General features: G+C 71.2%; 23 protein-coding genes. 7 read left to right on the forward strand and 16 right to left on the reverse strand.

The window, feature by feature from the left end; translation table 11 throughout:
* Nucleotides 1-171 precede the first annotated feature (171 nt).
* On the reverse strand, nt 172-1359 hold the full coding sequence (locus AC0L6F_RS07175) for a cation:proton antiporter (protein ID WP_473539707.1): 1188 nt from the start codon (nt 1357-1359) through the stop codon (nt 172-174).
* A 53-nt stretch (nt 1360-1412) separates the two neighbouring features.
* On the opposite strand from AC0L6F_RS07175, the gene AC0L6F_RS07180 reads away from it, so the two are divergent.
* From AC0L6F_RS07180 to ctaD, 3 genes are all read left to right on the forward strand, one after another.
* The gene (locus AC0L6F_RS07180; RefSeq protein ID WP_473539708.1) at nt 1413-2027 is read left to right on the forward strand and encodes an FMN-binding negative transcriptional regulator; all 615 of its coding nucleotides are present in this window, start codon (nt 1413-1415) and stop codon (nt 2025-2027) included.
* A 369-nt stretch (nt 2028-2396) separates the two neighbouring features.
* Nucleotides 2397-3821 (forward strand): HNH endonuclease signature motif containing protein, encoded by a 1425-nt coding sequence (locus AC0L6F_RS07185; RefSeq protein ID WP_473539709.1) that lies wholly within the window; start codon nt 2397-2399, stop codon nt 3819-3821.
* Nucleotides 3822-3898: 77 nt separating this feature from the next.
* Nucleotides 3899-5599, forward strand: a complete 1701-nt coding sequence (gene ctaD / locus AC0L6F_RS07190) for an aa3-type cytochrome oxidase subunit I (RefSeq protein WP_473539710.1) — start codon at nt 3899-3901, stop codon at nt 5597-5599.
* Between the two features lie 139 nt (nt 5600-5738).
* Here the strand turns inward: ctaD and AC0L6F_RS07195 are convergent, their stop codons facing one another.
* Nucleotides 5739-6482, reverse strand: a complete 744-nt coding sequence (locus AC0L6F_RS07195) for an NRDE family protein (protein ID WP_473539712.1) — start codon at nt 6480-6482, stop codon at nt 5739-5741.
* A 35-nt stretch (nt 6483-6517) separates the two neighbouring features.
* On the opposite strand from AC0L6F_RS07195, the gene coaBC reads away from it, so the two are divergent.
* A complete protein-coding gene (gene coaBC / locus AC0L6F_RS07200) occupies nt 6518-7720 on the forward strand; it encodes a bifunctional phosphopantothenoylcysteine decarboxylase/phosphopantothenate--cysteine ligase CoaBC (RefSeq protein WP_473539713.1) in 1203 nt (400 codons plus the stop codon).
* A 111-nt stretch (nt 7721-7831) separates the two neighbouring features.
* Entirely contained in the window at nt 7832-9028 is a 1197-nt protein-coding gene (locus tag AC0L6F_RS07205; RefSeq protein WP_473539714.1) for a phospholipase effector Tle1 domain-containing protein, read from the forward strand.
* Here AC0L6F_RS07205 and AC0L6F_RS07210 read toward each other — a convergent pair.
* From AC0L6F_RS07210 to AC0L6F_RS07265, 12 genes are all read right to left on the reverse strand, one after another.
* Nucleotides 8973-10211 (reverse strand): FAD-dependent oxidoreductase, encoded by a 1239-nt coding sequence (locus tag AC0L6F_RS07210; RefSeq protein WP_473539715.1) that lies wholly within the window; start codon nt 10209-10211, stop codon nt 8973-8975. The two genes, AC0L6F_RS07205 and AC0L6F_RS07210, sit on opposite strands and share 56 nt — an antisense overlap.
* A gap of 55 nt (nt 10212-10266) precedes the next feature.
* Nucleotides 10267-11415, reverse strand: coding sequence for a mannose-6-phosphate isomerase, class I (gene manA / locus AC0L6F_RS07215; protein ID WP_473539716.1), 1149 nt, complete (start codon nt 11413-11415; stop codon nt 10267-10269).
* Between the two features lie 390 nt (nt 11416-11805).
* Nucleotides 11806-12633 carry a ribokinase gene (locus AC0L6F_RS07220; protein ID WP_473539717.1) on the reverse strand — a complete coding sequence of 276 codons (828 nt, stop codon included), beginning with the start codon at nt 12631-12633 and terminating at the stop codon, nt 11806-11808.
* A gap of 146 nt (nt 12634-12779) precedes the next feature.
* Complete coding sequence (locus AC0L6F_RS07225) at nt 12780-13601, reverse strand: DeoR/GlpR family DNA-binding transcription regulator (RefSeq protein WP_473539718.1); 822 nt, start codon at nt 13599-13601, stop codon at nt 12780-12782.
* A gap of 41 nt (nt 13602-13642) precedes the next feature.
* Complete coding sequence (locus AC0L6F_RS07230; RefSeq protein ID WP_274635970.1) at nt 13643-14410, reverse strand: triose-phosphate isomerase; 768 nt, start codon at nt 14408-14410, stop codon at nt 13643-13645.
* Nucleotides 14410-14928: a ribose-5-phosphate isomerase gene (locus AC0L6F_RS07235; protein ID WP_274635971.1), complete on the reverse strand. Its 519-nt coding sequence runs from the start codon at nt 14926-14928 to the stop codon at nt 14410-14412. Before AC0L6F_RS07235 ends, AC0L6F_RS07230 begins: the two co-directional genes overlap by 1 nt.
* Before the next feature lies 1 nt (nt 14929).
* The gene (locus AC0L6F_RS07240; protein ID WP_473539719.1) at nt 14930-16678 is read right to left on the reverse strand and encodes a dihydroxyacetone kinase family protein; all 1749 of its coding nucleotides are present in this window, start codon (nt 16676-16678) and stop codon (nt 14930-14932) included.
* Between the two features lie 135 nt (nt 16679-16813).
* Nucleotides 16814-17830 carry a D-ribose ABC transporter substrate-binding protein gene (locus tag AC0L6F_RS07245; RefSeq protein ID WP_274635973.1) on the reverse strand — a complete coding sequence of 339 codons (1017 nt, stop codon included), beginning with the start codon at nt 17828-17830 and terminating at the stop codon, nt 16814-16816.
* Between the two features lie 42 nt (nt 17831-17872).
* Entirely contained in the window at nt 17873-18997 is a 1125-nt protein-coding gene (locus AC0L6F_RS07250) for an ABC transporter permease (RefSeq protein ID WP_473539721.1), read from the reverse strand.
* A 22-nt stretch (nt 18998-19019) separates the two neighbouring features.
* Nucleotides 19020-20552, reverse strand: coding sequence for a sugar ABC transporter ATP-binding protein (locus tag AC0L6F_RS07255; RefSeq protein ID WP_259612672.1), 1533 nt, complete (start codon nt 20550-20552; stop codon nt 19020-19022).
* Nucleotides 20553-20556: 4 nt separating this feature from the next.
* The gene (locus AC0L6F_RS07260; RefSeq protein WP_259612673.1) at nt 20557-21225 is read right to left on the reverse strand and encodes a DUF2291 family protein; all 669 of its coding nucleotides are present in this window, start codon (nt 21223-21225) and stop codon (nt 20557-20559) included.
* Nucleotides 21222-22256 (reverse strand): zinc-dependent alcohol dehydrogenase family protein, encoded by a 1035-nt coding sequence (locus tag AC0L6F_RS07265; RefSeq protein WP_473539722.1) that lies wholly within the window; start codon nt 22254-22256, stop codon nt 21222-21224. Before AC0L6F_RS07265 ends, AC0L6F_RS07260 begins: the two co-directional genes overlap by 4 nt.
* Nucleotides 22257-22423: 167 nt before the next feature.
* On the opposite strand from AC0L6F_RS07265, the gene AC0L6F_RS07270 reads away from it, so the two are divergent.
* Nucleotides 22424-23452, forward strand: coding sequence for an NAD(P)-dependent alcohol dehydrogenase (locus tag AC0L6F_RS07270; RefSeq protein ID WP_473539724.1), 1029 nt, complete (start codon nt 22424-22426; stop codon nt 23450-23452).
* Nucleotides 23453-23552: 100 nt separating this feature from the next.
* Nucleotides 23553-23771: a hypothetical protein gene (locus tag AC0L6F_RS07275; protein ID WP_473539725.1), complete on the forward strand. Its 219-nt coding sequence runs from the start codon at nt 23553-23555 to the stop codon at nt 23769-23771.
* Nucleotides 23772-23875: 104 nt separating this feature from the next.
* Here the strand turns inward: AC0L6F_RS07275 and AC0L6F_RS07280 are convergent, their stop codons facing one another.
* Together AC0L6F_RS07280 and AC0L6F_RS07285 are read right to left on the reverse strand one after the other, a co-directional pair.
* The gene (locus AC0L6F_RS07280) at nt 23876-24124 is read right to left on the reverse strand and encodes a hypothetical protein (RefSeq protein WP_473539726.1); all 249 of its coding nucleotides are present in this window, start codon (nt 24122-24124) and stop codon (nt 23876-23878) included.
* Nucleotides 24125-24491: 367 nt separating this feature from the next.
* Complete coding sequence (locus AC0L6F_RS07285; RefSeq protein ID WP_259612677.1) at nt 24492-24785, reverse strand: hypothetical protein; 294 nt, start codon at nt 24783-24785, stop codon at nt 24492-24494.
* Nucleotides 24786-24792 lie beyond the last annotated feature (7 nt).

The raw sequence follows: 24792 nt of genomic DNA on the forward strand, positions 1-24792 counted from the left end.
GTCCCTGGCGCCCCCCAGGTCCCTGAGCGAGCGAAGCGAGACGAAGGGCCGGAACCGCACAGGTCCCTGAACCAGCGGCACCCGCACAGGTCCCTGAGCGAGCGAAGCGAGACGAAGGGCCGGAACCGCACATCCGCGGTTACCGGCCCTTCGCCGTATCGCCGCGCCGGCTCAGGCGTGGTCGTCGGCCGTGGTGCTCACCGGCACGCGGTCGCCGTGCAGCGACATGGCGATCAGCGGGAACAGCAGGACCGACAGCATCCCGGCTCCGACCAGGACCGCGGCGGCCGCCGTGGAGAGGATGCCCTTGTCCACGCCGATCCCGGTGACGGCCACGATGATCGGCAGACCGGTGGCGCCCATCAGCCCCGTCGCGATGCGGTCGCGCATGCCCGATCCCGGCGGCGTGGCCAGCAGCGACGGGATGCCGCGGACCACCAGCAGCACGAGCACGGTGATCGCGACCAGGCCGAGCAGAAGCGGGGTCTGCAGCAGCGAGCGCAGGTCGAAGGTGATGCCCGTGTAGATGAAGAAGATCGGCACGAGGAAGCCGAAGCCGACGGCTTCGATCTTGCTCTCGACCTCTTCGCGATCGTGCGCGTCGGCGTCGCGGATGAGCAGGCGCCAGACGATGCCGGCGGTGAACGCGCCCAGCAGCATGTCGATGTCGAGGAACACGCTCAGCGCGACCAGCGCCGCCAGCAGCAGAAGCACGACGCGCACCGCGAACTGGCCCGAGGTGTGCAGCGTCGCGCTCACGAAGCGGTGCAGCGCGCCGCGCGGGGCGGCGAACGCGTACCAGATCGCTCCGCCGGCCAGGAGCACGTAGACGGCCAGGACGATCGTGGCCGCGCCGGGCGAGCGGGCGCCGAGGAACACCGAGATCGCGACCAGCGGGCCGAATTCGCCCACCGCCCCGAGCGCGCCGACGGCGCGGCCGAACGGGGTGGCCATCTCGCCGGTGTCGCGCAGGATCGGCAGCAGGGTGCCCAGCGCGGTCGAGGCCAGGGCGATCCCGATAATGATCGCGCCCTCGCCCGGGGCCACGATGAGGCCGAGCGCGACGCCGGCGGCCAGGCTGATCAGCCAGCCCCAGATCGCGCCTTTCCCGGAGCGGCCGCGCAGCGCGCTGAGCTCGATCTCGGTGCCGGCGACGAAGAACAGCATCGCCAGCCCGAACTCCGACAGGGTGTGCACGAACTCGGACGGCTGGGCCCAGCCGAGCACCGACGGGCCGATCAGGATGCCGAGCACCAGCTCGAACACGACGACCGGGATCCGCACCCATCGTCCCAGCGCCCGCGCGGCCACGGGCGCCAGCACGGCCATCAGCGGGATCAGCACGAAACTCGGATTCACGCGATCAGGCTAGCTTCTGCGGGGCCTCTCGCGCCGCCGCGTACGCTCGAGGCATGTACGTGCCGCACTTCAATCGCATCGACGACCTCGACGCCGCGCGGGCGTTCGTGCGACAGGCCGCCGTCGGCACGCTGGTCACTGCCGGCCCGGACGGCGTGCCCGACGCGACGCTCCTGCCGATCCTCTGGGACGGCGACCGGGTCATCGCGCACTTCGCGCGCGCGAACGAGCACTGGAAGCGCATCGCCGATGGTGCCGCGGGGCTGTTCATCGTGTACGGGCCGGACGCGTATGTCACGCCGACCTGGTACGCGGCCAAGGCCGAGCACGGCAAGGTCGTGCCCACCTGGAACTACTCCGCGGTGCACCTGCGCGGAGCGGTGACCGTGCACGAGGACGCCGAGTGGCTGCGGGATGCCGTGACCGGCCTCACCGATCGGCATGAGGGCGAGCGCGACCATCCCTGGGCGGTAACGGATGCCCCGGAGAAGTACGTCGCCGGGCAGCTGCGCGCGATCGTCGGGCTCGAGATGCAGGTGGCGGACATCGACGCCAAGGCCAAGTGGAGCCAGAACCGCTCGGACGCCGACCGCGCCGGTGTGGTCGCGGGGTACGAGGCCGACGGCCGCCCCGAGCAGGCCGCGCGCGTGCGCACCGGCACGCTCTGACCCCGGCATCCCGCCGCCGACCGGCCGGGGCTCAGCCGCGGTCGCGCTCGACCGCCGGCGCGCGCTCTCCCCGGCATCCCCCTCGCCGGCCACGATCCGCGAGATCAACCCATGTACGGCATGAGCGCCTCCAGGCGTGCACCAGCGTGATCTCGCGCTCTCCCGCGCCCATCCCCCTCAGGGTTCGGAGCATCGTGCGAACTCCGCATGATTCGGCCGGAATCGTCCGAGGTCGGCGCGATCCTCCGAAGTCTGTGAGGACGCGGCCTGACTCCTCTCGCAGGTCGCGTCGGTGCGCCGGAGCGAACCTGTGGATAACTCTCGGCGTCGTCGATTCGGATGTCGGAGCCCCCGTGAATAATCGAAGCTATGGACGAGCTCACGGAACGACTGGATCGCATCGGCGATGCGCTGTCGTCCGTGGTGCGCACGGCATTCGACGACGACGCGATGGCCGCGGCATCCGATGACGACTTGCTCCGGCTGCTGCGACGAGCATCCGAGGTGGGCCGGCTCGCCGACGCGATGCTGGTCGAGGCGACCGGGCACATCCAGGCGCGCGACGATGCGGCCGACCGTCGCGATCGGCTCTGTTCGCGCAAGGGATGCCGTGACACGAACGAGTTGCTGCGGCGGGCGACCCGCTGCTCGTCGCAGCGCGCCGCCGAGCTCGGTCGTGCCGCGCGGGGCGTTCGCCGTCGCCTCGCCGTGTCCAGCGGCGAACTGCTGCCGGCCCGGTTCCCGTGCCTCCGTGAGGCGCTCGGCGCCGGCGAGGTCTCGTCCGAGGCACTGAGCGGCATCTTCCGGGTGCTCGAGCAGGCACTGCCGACCGCGACCGTCGAGCAGCGGCTGGCCGCCGACGAAGAACTCGCGGCGGCCGGCCGCGGCGCCTCACCCGGGGGTCACCCGCCGGCAGGGTGCGACGATCTGCGACTGCAGGCCCAGGTGTGGGCGGCGGTGCTCGACCCCGACGGCGCCGAACCCCGCGACGACCGGGCAACCCGGTTGCGTGAGTTGCGTCTGGGGCGCGCGCGGGATGGCATCGTGTCATTGCGCGGCAATCTGCTGGTCGACGTCGCCGCACAGCTGCAACTCCTGCTGGACGCGCAGAACAACCCGAAACGGCAGGGACCGACCTTCGCTCCGATCCCCTCCGACGACTCTGATGAGCCGCCGAAGTCCCTTGCCGACCCGCGCACGATGCCGCAGCGGGCGCACGACGCGTTCGCTGCGATCCTGATCGCCGCGGCAGGCTCAGCCGACACGCCCACCCTCGGAGGCGCTGCGCCGACCCTCACCGTAGCCGTGCGTGCCGAAGACCTCGAGTGCGGCAGGGGCTACGCCCATATCGATGGGATCGACGAGCCGGTGCCGCTGCACGTGGCACGGCACGCCGCCTGCTGCGGCAAGATCGAGCGGGTCATCCTCGACGCGTTCGGACGCATCCTCGACATTCAGGTCCGGGACCGCATCTTCACCCCGCATCAGCGCCGAGCGATCGCGCTGCGCGACGGCGGGTGTGCGATCCCAGGGTGCAACGTACGCGCGACATGGTGTGAGATCCACCACGTCCGCGAACACTCCGAGGGCGGCGAGACTTCCACCGACAACGGGGTGGCACTGTGCTGGTTCCACCACCGGACGCTCGAGACCAGCGGCTGGGAGGTGCGGATCTTGAACGGTGTTCCACAGGTCCGCGGCCCTGCCTGGTGGGACCCGCACCGCCGATGGCGACCCGTGGACAACCATCCGCTCTGGATGCGAAAACGAGTGGGCGCCCACCGCACCGGGTGAGCGCAAGGCAGAGGCATTCCGCGTCGAGTTCCGGCCGAACGGCCCACGAACCCCGCGAAGCGTGGGAACATGCGGGTATGGCGACCACGACTCCGGTCGACCTGACAGACACGAAGACGTCATCTCTCCCGCCTCGCCAGGCCGAACTCCTCACCCGCACCCGCGTTGCGCAGAAGGGCAACATCGTCGTCCGGTGGATCACCTCCACCGACCACAAGACGATCGGGTACATGTACCTGATGGCCTCGGTGATGTTCTTCATGCTCGGCGGGGTGATGGCCCTGATCATCCGGGCGGAGCTGTTCGAGCCGGGGATGCAGATCATCCCCACGGACGATCAGTTCAACCAGCTGTTCACGATGCACGGCACGATCATGCTGCTGATGTTCGCGACGCCGCTGTTCGCCGGGTTCGCCAACGCGATCCTGCCGCTGCAGCTGGGGGCGCCCGATGTGGCCTTCCCCCGGTTGAACGCGTTCGCGTTCTGGCTGTTCCTGTTCGGGTCGACGATCGCGGTGGCCGGATTCCTGACCCCGCAGGGGGCGGCGGCGTTCGGCTGGTTCGCCTACCAGCCGTTGGCCAACGCGACGTTCTCGCCGGGCGCCGGCGGCAACCTCTGGTTCATGGGCCTGGCCATGAGCGGGTTCGGCACCATCCTGGGTGCGGTGAACTTCATCACCACGGTGATCACGATGCGCGCTCCGGGCATGACGATGTGGCGCATGCCGATCTTCTCGTGGAACATCCTGCTCACCAGCGTCCTGGTGCTGATGGCCTTCCCGGTGCTCGCGGCGGCGCTGCTCGCGGTAGCGGCCGACCGCATCCTCGGCGCACACCTCTTCGACGCCGCGAACGGCGGTGTGCTGCTCTGGCAGCACATGTTCTGGTTCTTCGGCCATCCGGAGGTGTACATCATCGCGCTGCCGTTCTTCGGCATCGTGACCGAGATCTTCCCGGTCTTCAGCCGCAAGCCCGTCTTCGGCTATCGCACCCTCATTTTCGCGACCATCGCGATCGCGGCACTGTCGGTGTCGGTGTGGGCGCACCACATGTACGCGACGGGGGCGGTGCTGCTGCCGTTCTTCTCGCTCATGTCGATGCTGATCGCGGTGCCCACCGGGGTGAAGATCTTCAACTGGATCGGCACCATGTGGCGCGGATCGGTGACGTTCGAGACGCCCATCGTGTTCGCGATCGGGTTCCTCACGTCGTTCGTGTTCGGCGGCCTGACCGGCGTCATCCTCGCCTCCCCGCCGCTGGACTTCCATGTCACCGACTCGTATTTCGTGGTCGCGCACTTCCACTACGTCGTGTTCGGCACGGTGGTGTTCGCGATGTTCGCCGGGTTCTACTTCTGGTGGCCGAAGTGGACCGGCAAGATGCTGAACGAGCGCCTCGGGATGGTGCATTTCTGGATGCTGTTCATCGGCTTCCATATGACGTTCCTGGTGCAGCACTGGCTCGGTGTCGCCGGGATGCCGCGTCGATACGCGAACTACGCTCCGTCTGACGGATTCACCTGGATGAACCAGGTGTCCAGCATCGGCGCCATGCTGCTGGGCGCATCGATGATCCCATTCCTGTTCAACGTGTGGGTCACGACCCGAAAGGCGCCAAGAGTGACGGTGAACGACCCGTGGGGCTTCGGCGCGTCGCTGGAGTGGGCGACGAGCTGCCCGCCGCCGCGGCACAACTTCACGTCGATCCCGCGGATCCGCAGCGAGCGCCCCGCGTTCGACCTGAATCATCCCGAAGCTGTGGAGCCCGCGAAGGTCTGACGCGGCGGAACGAGGACAACCTCGGCGAACCGAGGACAATCTCGGCGGACGCGGGACAACCTCGCGGGACCGAGGACAACCTCGCGCGACCGAGGACAACCTCGCGGGACGGGGGACAACCTCGCGGGGGCGACGCGGGTCAGGCCGGGGGGACGAGGGTGATCGGGCTCCAGCGGCCGGGATGGGCCAGCTCGGCGTACTCGACCGCGACGCCGGCGGGGCCGACCTCGGCCGTGCACAGCAGCAGCGACTGGGTCGGGTAGCCCAGCGGCCGGTTGTCGCGGATGATCGCGCGCTCGTCGGTCGGATCCAGCTGGGCACTGCGGGCCAGGACGGCGAGCCACGACTCCTCCCAGCGGGGGGCATCCGCCGGGTCGTCGGCATCCCACTCGGCGGCCGCGCGAGCGAACGTGTCGTGCCAGGCCACGATCCGCGCCGACCGCGCGTCGTCGAGGTCGTGGTGGGCGATCATGTGCACGCCGGGCGGCACGGCGACCTCGGTGCGGGTCGTCCCGTCCCACGTGATGATCCGGACGCCATCGGGCCGGACGTCCACGAGGTTGAACCCGGGCACGGCCTCGGTCGGCGCGATCGGCTGCCCCGCGACCGCCTGCAGCGCGATTCCGCCGCGCGAGATCGGCGCAATGCCGTCCGGCACGTCCGGGCTGTGCCGGTTCAGCAGGATCGCGAGCCGTCGGGCCGAGGCATCCGCCGCCAGCCACGCCCCGCCCGCCCGCACGTCGCGCACGCCGACGACGCCGGGCCGTTCGGGCCACGAGGCAGCCAGCGGCAGCCAGGGGCGGTCGGCGTCCTCGTCGCGCACGGCGAGGATCCGCACGGTCTCGTCCGGGAGCTCGGGCACCCGCATGATCACGGTGCACATCGGATGCCTCCGCCGATCAGTGGCAGGATCGAGCCATGTTCATCGTCGTGGGAGTGACCGGTGGGATCGCGGCCTACAAGAGCGTCCACCTGGTGCGGCTGCTGGTCAAGGACGGTCATGACGTCCACGTCGTCCCGACCGAGGATGCGCTGCGGTTCGTCGGGCTGCCGACCTGGGAGGCGCTCAGCCGCCACCCGGTCACCACCAGCGTGCACGACGACGTCCCGCAGGTGCGCCATGTCGCCCTGGGCCAGTCCGCCGATCTGGTGATCGTCGCTCCTGCCACAGCCAACTCCCTCGCGAAGATGGCCGCCGGCATCGCCGACGACCTGCTCGGGACCACCCTACTTGCCACGACGGCACCGGTCGTCGTCGCGCCGGCCATGCACACCGAGATGTGGCGGCACCCGGCCACGCGGGCCAACATCGCCACGCTCGCCGCCCGGGGCGTGCACGTGGTCGGGCCGGCGGACGGAGAGCTCACCGGGGGCGACTCAGGGCCGGGACGGATGCTCGAGCCGGAGGAGATCGTCGCCGCCGCCCTCGCGATGCTGCGCCCGCAGGATCTGGCCGGCCTGCGCGTCGCGGTCTCGACCGGAGGCACGCGCGAGCCGATCGACCCGGTGCGGTTCCTCGGCAACCGGTCCAGCGGGCGCCAGGGCATGGCGCTCGCGCGGGCCGCCGCCGATCGCGGGGCGACGGTGACGCTGGTCGCCGCGCACACCGACGACGGCGTGCTGGCCGACGCCGCCGGGCTCACCGTCGTGCGCGTGGCCACGGCCGCCGAGCTCGACGACGCGATGGCGGATGCCGCGGAAGGCGCCGATGTGGTGGTGATGGCGGCCGCGGTCGCAGACTACCGGCCGGCAGAGACATCCGACGCGAAGCTCCGGAAGGATGCCGTCGACGGGCCGGGACGAGTGCTCGACCTTGTCGAGACCGCCGACGTGCTGGCGGGACTGGTCCGCGCGCGCCGCGACGGGCAGACCATCGTCGGCTTCGCCGCCGAGACGGTCGGCTCGCATGAGGAGCTGCTCGAGCGCGGCCGGCGCAAGCTCGCCCGCAAGGGCGCCGACCTGCTCGTGGTCAACGCCGTGGGCTGGACCCAGGGGTTCGAGAGCGGCGACAACGAGGTGGTCGTCCTCGCAGCCGGCGGCGAAGTCGTGGCCGAGGCATCCGGAACCAAGCGCGCCGTCGCCGACGCGGTCTGGGACGCCGTGCGCGCCGTCCGCGGCTGAAACCCCGCGCCCGACCCCGCGAAGGGGGATGGCGAGGCGCGGGGGGACGGAAGGGGCGCGTGTATCAGGGGGCGGGCGGCGGGGGTCTTCCTGGTGAGCGGGGAGGTTCCGATGAGTGCTCCGTACAGCCCGAAGAACATCGTCGTCTGCCTGGACGGCACGAGCAACGAGCTCGACCACCATCCGACGAATGCGGCGAAGGTGTTCATGATGCTCGACCTCGACGACCCGGCGACGCAGATCGCCTACTACGACCCCGGCGTCGGGACGCTGCCCTCGGCCACCGCGCGCGGCGCGATCGGACGCCGGCTGTCGCGGCTGGGCGGCCTCGCCTTCGGCTTCGGCATGCGCCGGAAGGTGAGTCAGGCCTACGGGTGGCTGGTCGAGAACTACCGTCCCGGCGACCGCATCTACATCTTCGGGTTCAGCCGCGGCGCGTACACCGCACGGGCGCTGGCGGCGCTGCTGGCGCGACCGGGCCTGCTGCGCAGCGGATCCGAGCACCTCGTCGACTACGCCGTCGCGCAGTATGTCAAGCCGGTCGGCACGAAGAAGGCGGTCGCGCTGCGCGCCCGCGAGGCCCAGGCGTTCGCCGATGCGCTGTGCTGGGGCACCGCGGGCGAGCCGGTGGCGCCGGCATCCGGGGGATTCGCGGATGCCGTGCCCGACGAGCTCGCCGGCGACGTGCACGCGATCCCGGTCGAGTACCTCGGCATCTGGGACACCGTGGAGGCGTGGTTCGCGGGGCTCGGAAGCCTGGACTGGCCCGACACCTGCTCGCTGTGGAACGTGCGCCGCCTGCGGCACGCCGTCTCGATCGACGAGACCCGGCGCTCGTTCCGCTACCTGCCCGTGGATCGCCGCGACGGGTTCGAAGAGGCGTGGTTCCCCGGGGTGCACTGCGACGTGGGGGGCACGTTCCACGATCACGACTTGGCCACCATCGCCCTCAAGTGGGTGTTCGACGGGGTCTGCGACCAGCTCCAGCTGCGCGATCGCCGGCCCGCCGAGATCTACGCGCGCTACTGCACGGTGGAGCGGACGTTCGCCCAGACCGCTCCCCTGCACCAGAACTCATGGGTCTGGAACCTGCTGATCCCGCTGCGCCGGCACCTCCCGGACGACGCCGTGCTGCACGAGTCGGTGCGCGAGCGGCGGGCCGCGGTGCCCGCCTACCTGCCGAAGCTGGCCCGGGCGGAGGCAGCCGATCGCTGGACCGACCCGGAATGGTGGATGCCGCGGCCCGCCGCCGTCACAGTCGCTCCGGCCGGAACCCGTAGCCGACCAGACGTGCCAACAGCGGCTTGAGGACCGGCAGGGCGGTCCGCAGCACGGCGCGCTGCATCCGCGTCGGCGGATTGTCGACCAGCCGGCCGACGCGCCCGGTCGCGATGACCCGGTGCCCGGCGCGCTGGATCCGCTGCATCAGCGCGGTCGGCCGCTCGCGCCGCGCCTGCACGGCCGCACACGCGCGATCAACCGCGTCGTCGGAGGTGTCCGGGACGGCGGCCTTTCCGGCTCCCCCTCCCAGCGCCGGAATCAGCACACGGGCGGCGGCCACGGCATCCTGCACCGCGTAGTTGATGCCCACGCCGAACATCGGCGACATGGCGTGCGCCGCATCCCCGATGCACAGGACCCCGGGCTGCCACCAGCGCGGCAGGCGGTCGATCTGCACCGACAGCAGCTTGACGTCGTCGTACGAGGCGACTGCGCCGACCACGTCGGCCAGCCGCGGCACCGTGCGCGCGACCCGGTCGCGGAACGCCCCGATGCCCTGCTCCTGCAGCCGGTCGAGCGATCCCTTGGCCACCAGCAGCGCGCACTGCAGATACTCCGGCCGCGGGATCGTGATCGCCATCCCCTCGGCGTTCGCCCACGCCAGCGTGTCGGGCACCGGACGCTCGGGCCGCGGCACCCGGAACCACAGCACGTCCGTGTCGACCGGGCTCACCTGCGGCACCAGCGCGAGCGCGCGGCGCACGGTCGAGGACCGCCCGTCGGCGGCCACCACCAGCCGTGCGGTGACGGTCAGCTCACCGTCGGCGGTGCGCGCCCGCACCCCACTAATACGGCCGCCGCTGCGGATCACGTCGGTCACCTCGGCGCCCATGTGCAGGTGGAAGGACGGATGCTCCCGCCCGGCGTCGGCGAGCAGGTCGAGCAGATCCCACTGCGGCATGAGCGTGACGAACCGGTTGGGTGCCGGCAGCGAGGTGAAGTCGACCGCGTGGATCCGGATGCCGTTGATCACGACATCCAGCCGCGGCAGCGGGGCGTGCTCGATGGCCTCGAACCGCGCGCGCAGCCCGAGCGCGTCGAGCAGGTTCAGGGTGGAGGGATGCACGGTGTCGCCGCGGAAGTCGCGGAAGAAGTCGTCGTGCTTCTCGAGCACGGTCACGTCGATGCCGGCGCGAGCCAGGAGCAGCCCCAGCATCACCCCGGCGGGCCCGCCGCCGGCGATGCACACGTCAGTCCCCGGTGCGGTCACGCTCGCAGGATACGCCCGATCTCCGGTTTCGCGCAGGGGGGCGGGCGCGGGCGGCTCAGACGCCGGTGGCGAGGAACAGCCGGCCCGAGCCGGTGATGCGCACCTCGGCGGGTGCGTCGATGAAGACGACGGCGCCGTGGTCGGCGGCGGCATCCGCCCCGTCCGCCGACAGTGCGAACGACCCCTCGACGGTCAGCGCGATCGCGGCCGAGCCGGTCTGGACGGTGGCGTCGCCGGTGATCAGCAGCAGCTCGAACCCGACTCCGGCGCCTGACGGCACGGACATCGGCCGGTAGGCGACCACATTCGCGCCGCGCGCGAGCGGCGCGAGGCGCGACGGGGGGCCGGGCGTGAAGTCGAGCACCTTCGCCAGCTCGTCGCGGTCGACGTGCTTGGGAGTCAGCCCGCCGCGCAGCACGTTGTCGCTCGGGCCCATCAGCTCGACGCCGGTGCCGCGCAGGTACGCGTGGATGTTGCCCGCCGGCAGCCACAGCGCCTCGCCGGCGGCGAGCGTGACGTGGTTGAGCATCTGCGCGACGAGGATGCCCGGGTCGCCGGGATATTGACGCGACAGCCGATCGATCAGCTCGAACCGACGCGGGTGGACCTGCGCGATGACCGACGCCGCGGCCACGGCGGTCGCGACCTCCGTCGCCCCGGACAGCAGCCAGGCGAAGCCCTCGCGGACCCCGGAGGCCGCGGCATCCTGCCACGGCGCCAGCTCGTGCGGCGCATCGGATGCCGCGGCCAGCGCATCGATGAGGTCCCGCGTCTCGTCGACCGGCCGGAAGCCGCACAGCGCCTCGAACCCGTCCTCGACGGCGACGATGAGCTCGGGCTTCGCGTTCGGATCCTTGTAATTGCGCTCGCGTGCGGTCAGCGGAATGCCGGCGGCCTCTTCACGCGCGAACCCGTCGGCCGCCTGCTCCGGCGTGGGGTGCGCCTGCAGCGAGAGGGGGGATGCCGCGGCCAGCAGCTTCAGCAGGTACGGCAGCGCTGTACCCGACCGCTGCTCCCAGCCGGCCAGGTCGTCCCACGGGATGTCCTGGTCGAGGGCGCGGCTCGGCGAGAGCGGGTGCGCGCCGAGCCACAGCTCGGCCTCGGGCCCGCCGGTCGGAGTCCAGCCGAGCGTGCGGGTGACGCCGTCGACCGCGCCCCAGGCGTAGTCGCGGGGAGTGTTCGTCAGTGGGATGAGGGCGGTCATCGCGTCCTTTCGGCCGAGCGGCCCCTCCAGCGTACGGGGGTGCCGGAGCCGGGCCGCGCGTTCGGTCGTCGCGATCCGGGGCCTGCCACGGACGGAAGCAGCAATTCGTGACGACCGAACCGCGGGCCGCCGACAGGCGCGAACTTCAGTCGACGCAAATGGCTGTGCGACGACCGCCGGAGCAGCCGTATGCGTCGACCGAACCGCGGCCGCTGACGTCCGCGAGGTTCAGTCGTCACAACGCGGGGCCTGCCGCGGGCCAAAGCCACGGTTCGTGACGACCGAAGCGGCGGGCGCGAGGTTCAGTCGTCACAACGCGGGGCCCGCCGCGGGCAGAAGCCGCAGTTCGTGACGATCGAACCGACCGTCAGGCCGGATACGGCCCGACCGTCAGGGCAGGTAGGCGTCCAGCGGCTGCAGCCGCGGCTGACTGCGCTCGTCGGCCACCGCGGCGGCGCCCACGGCGCAGGCGGCCCGCAGTGCGGCCTCCTCGTCGAGCCCGCGCAGCAGCGCCACCGTCAGCGCCGCGGCGAACGCGTCGCCGGCACCCACGGTGCTCACGACGGATGTCGGCACCGACGGCGCCGCGGCGATCTTCACGCCGCCGCGCAGCAGCACCGCCCCGTCGGCGCCGAGCGTGAGCGCGACCAGCGGTGCGGTCGCCAGCCGCGGCAGGTGCGCGTACTCCCCCTCGTTGACGATGAACAGACCGACCCGGTCCCACAGCACCGGCCCCAGCTCGCGGGCCGGCGAGACGTTCAGGGCGAACAGTCCGGTGCTCGTGCGTGCGACGTGGTCGACCACGTGCGGCGCGACCTCGAGCTGGGCCAGAACGGGCACGGCCGGATCCCGGTCGATCCGCTCCGGGTCGATCTGCAGATTCGCCCCCGGGCACACGACGATCGAGTTCTCGCCGGTCTCGTCCACGACGATCAGCGCGGTGCCGGTGGCCTCGTCGGCGGTCTGGACGGCCGAGACATCCACCCCCGCATCCGCCAGCGCGGCGCGCATCTGGTTGGCCGCGGCATCCGGTCCGACGGCTCCGAGCATCCGGACCGACGCCCCCAGCCGCGCCGCCGCCGTCGCCTGGTTGGCGCCCTTGCCTCCGGGCTGATGGGTGAGGATGCCGTCGGCCACGGTCTCGCCGGGGCGCGGCGCGCGCTCGACCCGGGCCACGACGTCCTGGTTGATCGCACCGAGCACATCAAGCCGAGGCACATCAAGCCGAGGCACATCGAGCCGAGGCACATCAAGCCGAGGCACATCGAGCCGAGGCACATCGAGCCGAGGCACATCGAGCCGAGGCACATCCCCCCGCGGCACATGCCCCGCCCCATCGACCCGATCCACATCCGGCCGCCCGGTCATGACCGCGCCTCGCGCGGCGCCTTCTTGGCGACGACCACCTTCACGCCGCGCTTGCGCAGCCGGTCGACGTGCGCGCGGTCGGTCTCGGCATCCACCACCACCGCGTCGAAATCGCTCAACGGGAGCATGGCGTGCAGCGCACGACGGTCGAACTTCGTGTGATCGGCCAGGAGGATGCGCGTGCTCGCCGACTCGAACATCGCGCGCTTGACATCCACGGTCTCCAGGGTCTGGTGGAACGCGATGTCGTCGGTGATCGCCGAGGTCGACATCACCAGCACGTCGGCGCGCAGCGAGGCGAACGCCTCGACCGCCATGCGTCCCATGAAGGCCGAGCACCAGTTGTAGAACTGCCCGCCCACCGACAGCAGCGTGATCCCGCGTGTGCCCTTGAGCTGCTCCATGATGGTCAGCGTGTTCGTGATCACCGTCAGCGGGGTCTTGGCGTGCAGCAGCGACACCAGGTGCAGCGTGGTCGTGGAATCGTCCAGGATGATCGCCTGGCCGGGCTCGATGAACTCCAGCGCGGCGCGGGCCAGCGCCTCCTTCTCAGCGAGCTGCCGGCTCGACCGGTAGACGTCGCTGGATTCGACCAGCGCCGTCGACATCGCCGTGGCCACCCCGCGGTCCTTGCGCAGCAGCCCCCGGCCCTCGAGCTCGTCCAGGTCGCGATGCGCGGTCATCACGCTGATGTTGAACCGGTCGGCGATCTGCTCGATCCGGATGGCGCCCTCGGCCATAACCGCCTCGGTGATCTCGCGCTGCCGCGTCTGCTGCCGGCTCTGCCGCGACTGCGGCTGAGTCGTCGGTGCGCTCACATCGCCTCCCGGGTCTTGGACTGCATCCTGTCAAGCTGCGTTCAGAGTAGCGCCGCGGCCTCTTCCACCACCCGCTCGAATTGGGCCGGGTCGTGCGCGAACCGGCCGAGGAACAGGCCGTCGACCGCCTCGCCCAGCGTGCCGAGCAGGCCCGGCCCGGCGCTGCCGCCGTAGAGGACGGATGCCGCGGCCACCCGCGGATCGTCGGCCAGGGCGGCGCGCACGGCGACCGCGACGGCGGTCACGGCCGCGGCCGGCGCGGGCTCCTGCGCGCCGATCGCCCAGACCGGTTCGTAGGCGACGATCAGCTCGTCGACCACGGTGCCGTCGGGGATCCCGGCCAGCGCCGAGAAGAGCTGCCCGACGCACGCGGCGGCGGCATCCTCGTCGGGGGTCTGCTCGCCCACGCACAGGATCGGGACCAGCCCGTTGCGCACGGCCGCCGCCAGCTTGCGGCGCACCACGCCGTCGTCCTCGCCGAACACCGAGCGGCGCTCCGCGTGGCCGACCTCGACGTAGCGGCAGCCCGCCTGCCGCAGGTCGGCGCCGCTCACGGCGCCGGTGTACGCACCCCGGTCCTCCCAGAACAGATCCTGCCCGCCGACCTGCACGCCGCTTCCCTCCAGCGCCGCACGGGTCGCCTCCAGCGCCGGCAGCGAGGGCAGCGCGATCAGCGTCACCGCACCGGAGCGCACGGACGCCTGGCGCCGCGCGATCGCGGCGACCTCGTGCGCCCAGCGGACGGTGGCAGGGATGTCCAGATACAGCTTCAGGCTCACGCCCAGAGTCACCGTGGTGCGCCCGCCCATCAGGCGGCGTCTCCGCCCGACCCGGTGCCGCTCGACCCGATGCCGCTCGACCCTGCGTCGCCGGACTCGTAGTCCTTGAGCACCGCGACCTTCGCGGCGGATGACGAGGACTCGTCGAACTCGTAGCCGAGCCATTCCTTCGCCAGGCGGCGGGCCAGCTCCAGCCCGACCACCCGCTGGCCGAAGGTGAGCACCTGCGCGTTGTTGCTGAGCACGCTGCGCTCGACGCTGTAGCTGTCGTGCGCGGTGACGGCACGGATGCCGGGGACCTTGTTCGCCGCGATCGCGACGCCCAGCCCCGTCCCGCAGACCAGCAGCGCGCGGTCGGCGTCGCCGGCGGCGACCTTCTCGGCCGCTGCGATCGCGACGGTCGGGTAGGGGGTGTGCGACTGCGCGTCCACGCCCACGTCGATCACCTCGGCCACCCTCGGATCGTTCTCGAGGTCGGCCTTCAGCGCCTCCTTGTACTGGAACCCCGCGTCGTCGGACCCGACGATCACGCGCCATGTGCGAGCCATCTCAGTTCTCCTTCTGTTCGTCTGCGTGCTCGTGGGCACGCTGCTCGGCCAGCAGAGCGGCCACCGCCGTCATCGCCAGCGCGAGCGAGACCGCGCCCGGGTCGGGCGTGCCCAGGCTCTTCTCCATGTGCGGACGGGCGCGACCCACCCGCGGCAGCAGGTCGGAGGTCGCCGCCGCCGCCGCGGTGGCCGCGGTCGCAGCATCCGTCCATGCCGCCGTCAGCCCGTCACCGGCGTCGACCCGCTCGGCGAGGCGCTGGACGAACGGCACCAGCGCGTCCACGAGGGTCTTGTCGCCGACCTCGGCCTTGCCGAAGCCCTGCACCGCGTCGCGTGCGGCGGCGACGGCCTCGGCCACCGCGCGCGGCCCGGGCGCGTCGGCGTCGCCGAACCGCTCCCCGACCGCACGCAGCCCCGTTCCCCACAGAGCCCCGGAGGTGCCGCCGGCCTTGTCCGCCCATGCGTCGCCGGCACGCGTCAGCACCGTGCCGGCACCCGCTCCGGCCGCCACCGCGTCGGCCGCGGCGGCGTCGGCGGCATGCACTCCCCGCTGCATGCCGATGCCGTGATCGCCGTCCCCGGCGATGGCGTCCAGTCGGCCGAGCTCGTCGACCTCCCGGTCGATCACCGCACGGATGGCGGACAGGGCGGATGCCGCGACCCGGCCCGCTGCGGCGGACTCCGGTGCTCCCGGCGGAATGGTCTCCTGCTCGCCCTGCTCCTCGGCGACGGCGGCGTCGCCGGTGGGCAGGTCGATGGCGCCCTTGCGATACGCGGGCGTGTAGGCGGGTGCGCGCCAGGCCTGCTCGAGGTCATCGTCGAGCCAGACCAGGGTGAGCGAGACGCCGGCCATCTCGAAGCTGGTGGCGTACTCGCCGACCTCCGGCTCGACGATCTGGATGCCGGCATCCTGCAGCGCCGCGGCGATCCCGCCGTAGAGCACGAACAGCTCCTCGGACTTGACCGAGCCCAGCCCGTTGACGATCACCCCGACGCGGTCGCCGGACGTGTCGGGGCGCTCGGCCAGCAGCCGCTGCACCAGCAGCGCCGCCAGTTCGTCGGCGGTCGGCAGCGGCAGCGTCTCGATGCCGGGCTCGCCGTGGATGCCCATGCCGACGGCCATCTGGCCGGCGGGCACGGTGAACAGCGGCTCGCTCGCGCCCGGCAGCGTGCAGCCCGAGAACGCGACGCCCATCGAGCGGGTGCGGTCGTTGGCACGGGCGGCCAGCGCGGTGACCTGGTCCAGCGGCAGGCCCCGTTCGGCCGCCCATCCGGCCACGCGGAACACGACGAGGTCGCCGGCGATGCCGCGGCGCTTCTCGCTCTCGTCCGGACCGGCGCTGCAGATGTCGTCGGTGACCCGCACCGTCTGGCACGGGATCCCCTCGGCGCGCAGCCGCTCCTGCGCCTGATCGAAGTTCAAGGCGTCGCCCGCGTAGTTGCCGTAGGTGAGCAGCACTCCGGCATCGGTGGCCACGGAGCGGGCCACCGAGTGCACCTGCTGTGCGCTGGGCGAGGCGAACACGTTGCCCATCGCCGCGCCGTGCGCGATCCCCGGACCGACGAGGCCGGCGAACGCGGGGTAGTGCCCGGATCCGCCGCCGATGACGACGGCGACCTCGCCGTCCGGCGTGGCCGCGGCTCGGGCGACCCCGCCGCGCACCCGGCGCACGAGGCCGCGGTGGACCGCGACGAAGCCGTCCGCGGACTCATCGGCGAACTCGGCGGCATCGTTGAGTACGTAGCTCATGGTGTCCTTGTCGGATGTGGGCGGGCGAAGATGCTGCCGGATCGGATCGGATCCGGCGGGAGGTACCGGGGGCGGATGCGTGGCATCCGCCCCCGGCGCCGGCCGCACGGGAGCGCACGGCCGTCTGCGGACCGGTCAGCCGCTGTAGGTGAACGGACCGGTCATCTTGTCGACGTTGTCCTTCGTGATGAGGATGCAGTCGAAGGACTGCTTCTCCTGCGCCGGCTTCTTGCCGGTGCGGATGTACTCATCCAGCTGCTGGACCGCCTTCTGCGCGAACACGGCCACCGGCTGCAGCACCGTGTAGGCCAGCTCGCCGGACTTGATCGCGTCGACCGCGTCCGGCGATCCGTCGAACCCGCCGACGACGATGCCGCCCTTGGTGCCGTCCACGGACAGCTTCTTGCCAGCCTGCTTGATCGCGGCGATCGCACCGAGCGCCATCTCGTCGTTGCCCGAGATCACGGCGTTGATGTCGGGGTGCGCCTGCAGGATCGACTGCATCTTCTGCTGCCCCAGCGCGCGGTCCCAGTTGGCGGTCTGCTGTGCGACCTTCTTCCAGTCCGGGTACTGCGAGATCACGGTCTTGTAGCCGTTCGACCGGGTCGCCGCGTTGTTGTCCGAGGGCAGGCCGAACAGTTCGGCGTAGCTGCCCTTGGTGCCGGCGGCCTTGATCCACTGCTGCGCGCCCAGGGCCGCACCCTGCGCGTTGTTGGAGACCAGCTGGCCCAGGGCGACGCCCTGCTCGTTGATCTCGGCGTTGACCAGGAACACCGGGATCTTCTTGGCCATGGCGCGCTTGATGTTTCCGATCGAGCCGTCGGCGTTGGCCGGGTCGAGGATGATGCCGGCGGCGTGCTTCGCGATCGCCGTGTCGATGATCGTCGACTCGGTGTTCACGTCGCCCTTGGACGCCGCGACGGATGCCGTGTAGCCGAGCTTCTCGGCCTCGGCCTGCGCGACGTTGCCCTCGGTCAGCCAGTACGGGTTGGACGGGTCGTTGACGACGATCTGGATGAAGCCGCCAGCCTTGCCGCCGCCGGCGCTCTCGGACGACGACGGGTTCGAGCCGCTCTGGCCGGAGCAGCCGGCCAGGGCCAGAACCGCGGTCAGCCCGAGGGCTGCGACCGCAGCGAATGATCTACGGGACATATCTGTTTCCTCTTCTTCTCTTCGGTGAGCAGGTGCCGGCGGTCAGCCGGCGTTCTCGGTGACGACTTTCTCGGCGGCGTCCGGTCCGGCCGCCGGTGGTGCGGCGGCGTCCGGCGGTGTCGCCGGGCCGGCCTTGCGACCCTTGCGCGAGCGCAGCTGGATGCCGTTCAGCAGCACCGCGAGCACGATGACGGCGCCGGTGAACACGGTCTGCACGTAGGCGGAGATGCCGACGATGGTCAGGCCCGCAGCCAGGAAGCCGATCACGAAGGCGCCCAGCAGCGTGCCGCGCACGTTGCCGGTGCCGCCCATCAGCGACGCCCCGCCGATGACCACGGCGGCGATCGCGGTGAGCTCGTACGAGGTGCCCTGGGTGGGCCCGGCGCTGGTCAGCTCGCTGGTGAGGATGACGCCGGCGATCGCGGCGCAGACGCCGGCGATCACGTAGGCGCGCACGCTGACCTTGCGCACCGGCACGCCCGACAGCTCGGCGGCCCGGCGGTTGCCGCCCTGCGCGTACAGCCAGCGGCCGTACACGGTGCGGCTGAGCAGCAGGCTGGCCGCGAGGCTGACCAGGACCATGATCCAGACCCCGACCGGGATGCCGAGGATCGAGTTGAACCCGAGCCAGGCGAAGCCGGTGTTTCCCAGCTCCTCCTTGCCGCCGAGGTTGTTCACGGTCAGGCCGTTGGTGGTCAGCTGGGCGAGGCCCCGCACGACGTACATGGTGCCCAGGGTGGCCACGAACGGGGCGACGTTCAGCCGCGCCACCAGCACGCCGTTCAGCAGTCCCACCAGGGCCCCGGCGGCCACCGCGAGGACCACCACCACCCACACCGGCGGGTAGAGGATCACCCCGCCGACCGGGAAGCCCTGCAGGGCGAGACCGGCGACCATGCCGGACAGTCCGAGGGTGGAGCCGACGGACAGGTCGATGCCACCGTCCATGATCACCACCAGCATCCCGATCGCGAGGATCGCGTAGACCGAGACCTGCTGGCACATCACGATGATGTTCGACAGGGTCGGGAACGCGGCGGGCGCGAGGAACGAGAAGACCGCGAAGATCACCACGAGCGCGAGGAAGGCCCGCGCTTCGAGGAGGACCGCGGCGGGCGTGAGCCCTTGGAAGGGGCGGCGCTTGCCGGACAGGAGTGCTTCAGCCATGAGATTTCCTTAGGGACGGGGGCTAGGCCCCGACGACCGCTTCACCGGAGGCGGCCATGATCTGTTCCTTGGTGACGGTGGGATCGAACTCAGCGACGATGCGGCCGCGCGCCATCACGACGATGCGGTGTGCGATGCTCAGGCATTCGCCGACCTCGCTGGTGGAGTAGACGACGGCAAGGCCGGTGCGGGCGCGCTGGGCGACGAGCTTGAAGACCTCGGCCTTGGCGCCGACGTCGATGCCGCGGGTGGGCTCGTCCAGCAGCAGCACCTTCGGCCCGGTGGAGACGATCTTGCCGATCACCACCTTCTGCTGGTTGCCGCCGGACAGTGAGCCGATCGGGGCGCCGCCGCCGTCGGTCTTCACGTGCACGTCGGCGATCGCGTCGGCGCTGTGCGCCTTCTCCTGCGCGCGGGAGACGAACACGCCCTTCACGAACGTGCTGACCGCGGCCAGCGAGATGTTGCGACCGACGCTGAGGGTCGGCACCAGACCGTCGCGCTGGCGGTCCTCCGGCACGAGGCCCAGGCCTGCGGCGAGCCGGTCGCGCAGGCTGAGATTGGTGATCTCGCCCTTGCTCATCCGGACCGCTCCGCCCACCGTGGGGCGACGCCCGGCGACGGCCTCGAGCAGCTCGGTGCGGCCGGCGCCCATCAGTCCGTAGATGCAGACGATCTCGCCCTCGCGCACCTGCAGCGACACCTGGTCGACCAGCATCCGGTCCGGCTCCTTCGGATCGGCGACGCTGACGTCGTCGATGTCGAGGGCGACGGGGCCGAACTCGTACCCGACCGGCGGCGAGCCCAGGTCGAAGTGCTCGCCCACCATGTTGCGGACGATCCACTCCAGGTCGATCTCGTCCGCCGGCGCCTTCGCGGTCATCGCGCCGTCGCGCAGGACGACGGCCTGGTCGGTGACCTGGAGCGCCTCCTCCAGATGGTGCGAGATGTAGACGATCGCCACGCCCTTGCTGGTCAGGTCCTCGATCACCCGGAACAGGATCTCGACCTCGTTGGCCGACAGCGCCGAGGTGGGCTCGTCCATGATGAGGATGCGCGAGTCGGCCAGCAGCGCCCGGGCGATCTCGATCAGCTGCTGCTCGCCGAGCCGCAGCTCGGACACGAGCACGTGCGGGTCGATGTCCAGTCCGAGGTCGGACATCGCCTCGCGGCTGCGCTGCTCCTGCCGGCGGTAGTCCACGCCCAGCCCGCGGCGCAGCTCGCGGCCCATGAACAGGTTGTCGCGCACGGAGATGTTCGGCGACAGGCTCAGCTCCTGGTGGATGATCGAGATGCCGTGTGCGCGCGCGTCGTTGGTGTCGGCGAACGTCACTTCGGCGCCGTCGAGCAGGATCGTCCCGTCGGTGGGCTGCTCCACACCGGACAGGATCTTCATCAGCGTCGACTTGCCGGCGCCGTTCTCGCCGAACAGGGTGGTCACCGTGCCGGGGTACACGTCGAAGTCCACGCCCTTCAGCGCGCGCACTCCGCCGTAGTTCTTGACGATGTGCCGGGCCGACAGGACCGGCTCTCCGAGCTGCTGTGGCGCGTTCATGCGATCACTTCTCCACCGTGATCTGCGACGGCGTCACGTTCCACTGCTGCGGGTTGATCAGGGTGAACGCCCCCTCGACCTTCACGGTCTGGCCCTCGAGCCCGGAGGCGTCCATCTTGGCGAGGTTCTTCTTCAGCTCCTCATTGATGGCGGCCCCGGCATCCTGGTACTGGATCTGGTTCTCGAAGTCGTTCAGCGTCACCGTGCCGGTCACGTCGCGCAGGTCGGTGCCGTTGACGGCCGGGCCCAGCTGCAGGCCGACCTTGATGTCGTCGGGCAGGCCGGTGACGGTGATCGGCGTGTAGCCGGATGCCGGGATCGTGCCGACCACGCCGGTGAACGTCACCGGGATGATGTAGGTCGCCCCGTCCGCCGACTTGCCGTACTGCTTCGCGGCAGCGGCGGCATCCGCCTTCACCGCTGTCGCCAGGGTGGACGCGTCCACCGCGTTCTTGGCGATGTAGTCCTGGATCTTCGGGAACTGCGTGGCCCCGTACTCGGCCGCGTTGAACTGCTGCGTGCCCTGGGCCAGTTCGGAGTCCTTGGGCACGACCTTGGTGCTCAGAGCCATCGCGATCACGAGGAGCACGAGCACGCCGATCCAGATCAGGCGCTTGACCAGGGGGCTGAGGCCCTTGCGCTTGACCGCGACAGAGGTGGTGGCGGCGCTCATGGGATCAGCACCCGGGACTCGCTGTCGTTCGGGCGGATCTGGAGCTTGCGCCCGGTGCCCGCGCGGAACATGTCCAGCGCCTCGGCGTAGTCGTCCAGCGTGAACGAGTGGCTGATCATGGCCTGGGCGTTGATCGCGCCCGCCTCGAACAGCTCGACGGCGCGGCCGAACGAGTTGAGCACGGCCATCGTGCCGACGATCGAGATCTCGTCGCGGTACACGCGGAACGGCGAGAACTGCGCCGTCCGGTCGGCCGGCGCCACGCCGAAGTCCTGGAAGAAGCCGGCGGGCTTGACGCGGGTCAGGGCGTCTTCGATCGCGCGGATGTTGCCGGTGCAGTCGATGACCACGTCCCACTTCTCGCGGTCGGCCTGATCGGCGCTGGTGAAGCGGTTCTGGATGCCGCACTCGGCGGCGACCTGCAGTCGGTCCTCGTTCAGGTCGACGATGCTCACCGTCGAGGCGCCGGCCCGGCCCGCGAGCTGCGCCATGAGCAGGCCCATCGTGCCGGCGCCGTAGACCAGGACGTGGTCGCCGAGGCGACGGGGCAGGACGTCCCAGCCGCGGATGGCGCAGGCCAGCGGCTCGATGAGGGCGGCCTGGTACAGGTCGGTCTCGGGCTTGAGCTTGTACACGTTGGTGGACGGCGCGGTGAAGAACTGCTGCGAGGCACCGTCGGAGGCGACCACGCCCAGGCCGTTCCACTTCGGGCAGAGGTTCTGGTGGCCGTTCAGGCAGAACTCGCACTCCCCGCAGGTGGTGCTGGGGTTGATCGCGACGTGGTCGCCGACCTGGAAGTCGTAGACGCCGTCGTTGACGCCCTCACCGAGCGCCACGATGGTGCCGGTGGCCTCGTGCCCGGGAACCAGGGGGAACACGGTCCCCTCGAACTCGCCGTCGAAGACGTGCGTGTCGGTGCCGCAGATGCCCACCGCCGCCGTTTCGATCAGGATCTGCTTGTACCCCGGTTCGGGGACCGGCCGTTCTTCGAGAGTGAGCTCACCCTCGGCGGCGAATACAACTGCGCGCATCTTTGCTCCCGTTCGCGGCGCGGCCACCGTTACGGGCGGTGGTCGTTCACCTCGTGTTATTTTCAACGTGATCTTGTCACATGATCACGTTAGATACACCATAGGAACAGTGGCGCACGGATGTCAACACACCGTGTCCGACTCGTGACCGAACAGAGGAGCCGACGATGCCCGTCCCCCAGAAGATGCGCGCTGCGGTGCTCGCGCAGGCCGGTGAGATCCGCCTCGAGGAGCGGCCGGTGCCGGTCCCGGCGGCCGATGAGGTCCTGGTCCGCGTGACCGCGGTCGGGGTGTGCGGATCCGACGTGCACTTCTACCACGAGGGCCGCCTCGGCGACTGGGTCGTGGACGAGCCGCTCGTGCTCGGACACGAGTCCGGCGGCGTGATCGTCGCGGTCGGGTCGGGCGTGGACCCGACGCGGATCGGCGAGCGCGTCTCGGTCGAGCCGCAGCATCCGTCGCCGTCGTCGCCCGAGACGCTGCGCGGCGACTACAACCTCGACCCGCAGATGCGCTTCTATGCGGTGCCCGGGACCGACGGAGCGTTCCAGGAGTACGTCACGATCCAGGGCCACTTCGCCCACCGTGTGCCGGACAGCGTCAGCGACCACGCCGCGGCGCTGCTCGAGCCGCTGTCGGTGGCGATCGCCGCCGGGCGCAAGGCCGGGTTCGCCGTGGGTTCGCGCGTGCTCGTGACCGGTGCGGGCCCGGTGGGCCTCGCCGTGGCGCAGGTCGCCCGGGCGGCGGGCGCCGCCGAGGTGATCATGACCGACATCAGCCCGGCCCGGCGCGAGGCGGCGCTCCGGTTCGGCGCGACATCCGCGCTCGACCCGGTGGCCGAAGCGGACGCCGTGGCCGGTGCCGCGGTCGATGCGTTCGTGGATGCCTCCGGCGCCGGTGCCGCGGTCCGGGCCGGGATCGACGCGCTGCGACCGGCGGGACGAGCGGTGCTGGTCGGGATGGGCCTGGCCGAGCTGCCGCTGCCGGTGACCCGGATCCAGAACAACGAGCTGGTGGTGACCGGCGTGTTCCGCTATGCGAACACGTGGCCGACGGCGGTGGCCCTGGCCGCCGACGGCCGGGTCGATCTGGACGCCATGGTGACCGGGACCTACGGCCTGGCCGACGTGCGCGCCGCCCTGGAGTCGACGACGGCGCCCGGCACCATCAAGAGCGTGGTCGAGCCGCAGCGCTGAGCCCGGGGGATGATAGCGGCCCGTCGGCGCGAAGTCAGTCCCCTCGACCGATGGGGTTTCGTCGTGTCCACTTGAGGCTCACCGTTGCGAGGAGTGTGCGATGAACGATCCCGATGGGGTGGCCGCCGACGATCCGGATGAGCCGCGGAAGGGGCAGGAACCCGACGCGGCGGGGGCTGAGGGTGGGGATCCGCCGCCCTCGGCCGAGAGCCTGCCCGACGGGCAGTTCGACGACGCCGAGATGCCGACCACCGACGGCGAGCCGGCGGAACGCGATCCCCGTCCCGATCCTCCGACGAGGCACGCCGACCGCAGCTGAGCCACACGGCGGTGCGGGAGCCCGTGGCCGTTTCGACTGCGCCGGTCTCCGGCATCCGCGTCGTCGATCGATCGGGCGCCCGGCCGCGGCGCCCTGACGAGGCGTCAGCGCGCGCGGCGACGTCGCCGCAGGCGGCGGGCCCGGGAGACGGCGCGCAGACGACGGATGCCGCGGCCGATGCGCTCGTGGAGGACCCAGTACGCGGCCAGCGCCAGCAGGGCGAACGGGAGCAGTTCGGGTGCGAGCAGGAACGTGCCCAGCAGCGCCTCCAGACCCTCGAAGCCGACGACGGCGGCCGCGCCGAGGATCATCCAGGTGTTCAGCCTCCACAGCGGCGCGGCCCACAGCTGCATTCGACGACGGGCTCGTAGCCGGAGCAGGCGGAGGCGACGCCGCAGACGGCCGCGGCGAGTGCACGGGGTGGACCGGGTGGCGAGAGAACGGAGAGAAGACATGGCGATGCTTTCGTGAGAGAACGAACACGGATGCGTGTGCCGCCTCGCTGCCGCAGGCCTGCGGCATCCAATCCGTCGTCGTGCATGCCGCATGCGGCATGCATCGAGCGGAGCAAGGCTGACCCGAGCATGTATGCGCGTCAGCGCGACCGTGTCAGCGCGGTGATCGGCACCGGACTGGCGTCAGCACACGCGTCAGCGCAGTGTCGTCAGCGCAGTGTTGTCAGCGCAGTGTCGTCAGCGCAGGCATGTCGACGCGGTGTCGTCAGCGCAGGGCGAGGCGGCCGAGCACGACGCCCGGGGCGCGGGGACCGCGACCTCCGTCGGGGCGGCGCGTCGTCGCCCGTGGCACGGCGAGGCGGAAGAACGGCTCGCGCTCGGTCGCGGGGATGGATGCCGCAGCCAGTCGGCGGACCACGGTGGCCAGCACCGCGGCTGCCACGATCGACAGGACGGCGAGAGCCAACAGGGTGGCAATCAGCATCGTCAGCGAGGTGGAGTGCAGTTCGAGCCAGGCCCAAGTCGACAGCGCGATGACGCTCTGTGACAGCAGGTCCACGCTCGTC

This window comes from Microbacterium sp. G2-16M (genome assembly GCF_055809115.1).

Coding starts and splice junctions, on each gene's coding strand:
- AC0L6F_RS07180 (WP_473539708.1), top strand. CDS start 1,413: ATGTACGTGCCGCACTTCAATCGCATCGACGACCTCGACGCCGCGCGG.
- AC0L6F_RS07185 (WP_473539709.1), top strand. CDS start 2,397: ATGGACGAGCTCACGGAACGACTGGATCGCATCGGCGATGCGCTGTCG.
- ctaD (WP_473539710.1), top strand. CDS start 3,899: ATGGCGACCACGACTCCGGTCGACCTGACAGACACGAAGACGTCATCT.
- AC0L6F_RS07195 (WP_473539712.1), bottom strand. CDS start 6,482: ATGTGCACCGTGATCATGCGGGTGCCCGAGCTCCCGGACGAGACCGTG.
- coaBC (WP_473539713.1), top strand. CDS start 6,518: ATGTTCATCGTCGTGGGAGTGACCGGTGGGATCGCGGCCTACAAGAGC.
- AC0L6F_RS07205 (WP_473539714.1), top strand. CDS start 7,832: ATGAGTGCTCCGTACAGCCCGAAGAACATCGTCGTCTGCCTGGACGGC.
- manA (WP_473539716.1), bottom strand. CDS start 11,415: ATGACCGCCCTCATCCCACTGACGAACACTCCCCGCGACTACGCCTGG.
- AC0L6F_RS07230 (WP_274635970.1), bottom strand. CDS start 14,410: ATGGGCGGGCGCACCACGGTGACTCTGGGCGTGAGCCTGAAGCTGTAT.
- AC0L6F_RS07235 (WP_274635971.1), bottom strand. CDS start 14,928: ATGGCTCGCACATGGCGCGTGATCGTCGGGTCCGACGACGCGGGGTTC.
- AC0L6F_RS07240 (WP_473539719.1), bottom strand. CDS start 16,678: ATGAGCTACGTACTCAACGATGCCGCCGAGTTCGCCGATGAGTCCGCG.
- AC0L6F_RS07245 (WP_274635973.1), bottom strand. CDS start 17,830: ATGTCCCGTAGATCATTCGCTGCGGTCGCAGCCCTCGGGCTGACCGCG.
- AC0L6F_RS07250 (WP_473539721.1), bottom strand. CDS start 18,997: ATGGCTGAAGCACTCCTGTCCGGCAAGCGCCGCCCCTTCCAAGGGCTC.
- AC0L6F_RS07255 (WP_259612672.1), bottom strand. CDS start 20,552: ATGAACGCGCCACAGCAGCTCGGAGAGCCGGTCCTGTCGGCCCGGCAC.
- AC0L6F_RS07260 (WP_259612673.1), bottom strand. CDS start 21,225: ATGAGCGCCGCCACCACCTCTGTCGCGGTCAAGCGCAAGGGCCTCAGC.
- AC0L6F_RS07265 (WP_473539722.1), bottom strand. CDS start 22,256: ATGCGCGCAGTTGTATTCGCCGCCGAGGGTGAGCTCACTCTCGAAGAA.
- AC0L6F_RS07270 (WP_473539724.1), top strand. CDS start 22,424: ATGCCCGTCCCCCAGAAGATGCGCGCTGCGGTGCTCGCGCAGGCCGGT.
- AC0L6F_RS07275 (WP_473539725.1), top strand. CDS start 23,553: ATGAACGATCCCGATGGGGTGGCCGCCGACGATCCGGATGAGCCGCGG.
- AC0L6F_RS07280 (WP_473539726.1), bottom strand. CDS start 24,124: ATGCAGCTGTGGGCCGCGCCGCTGTGGAGGCTGAACACCTGGATGATC.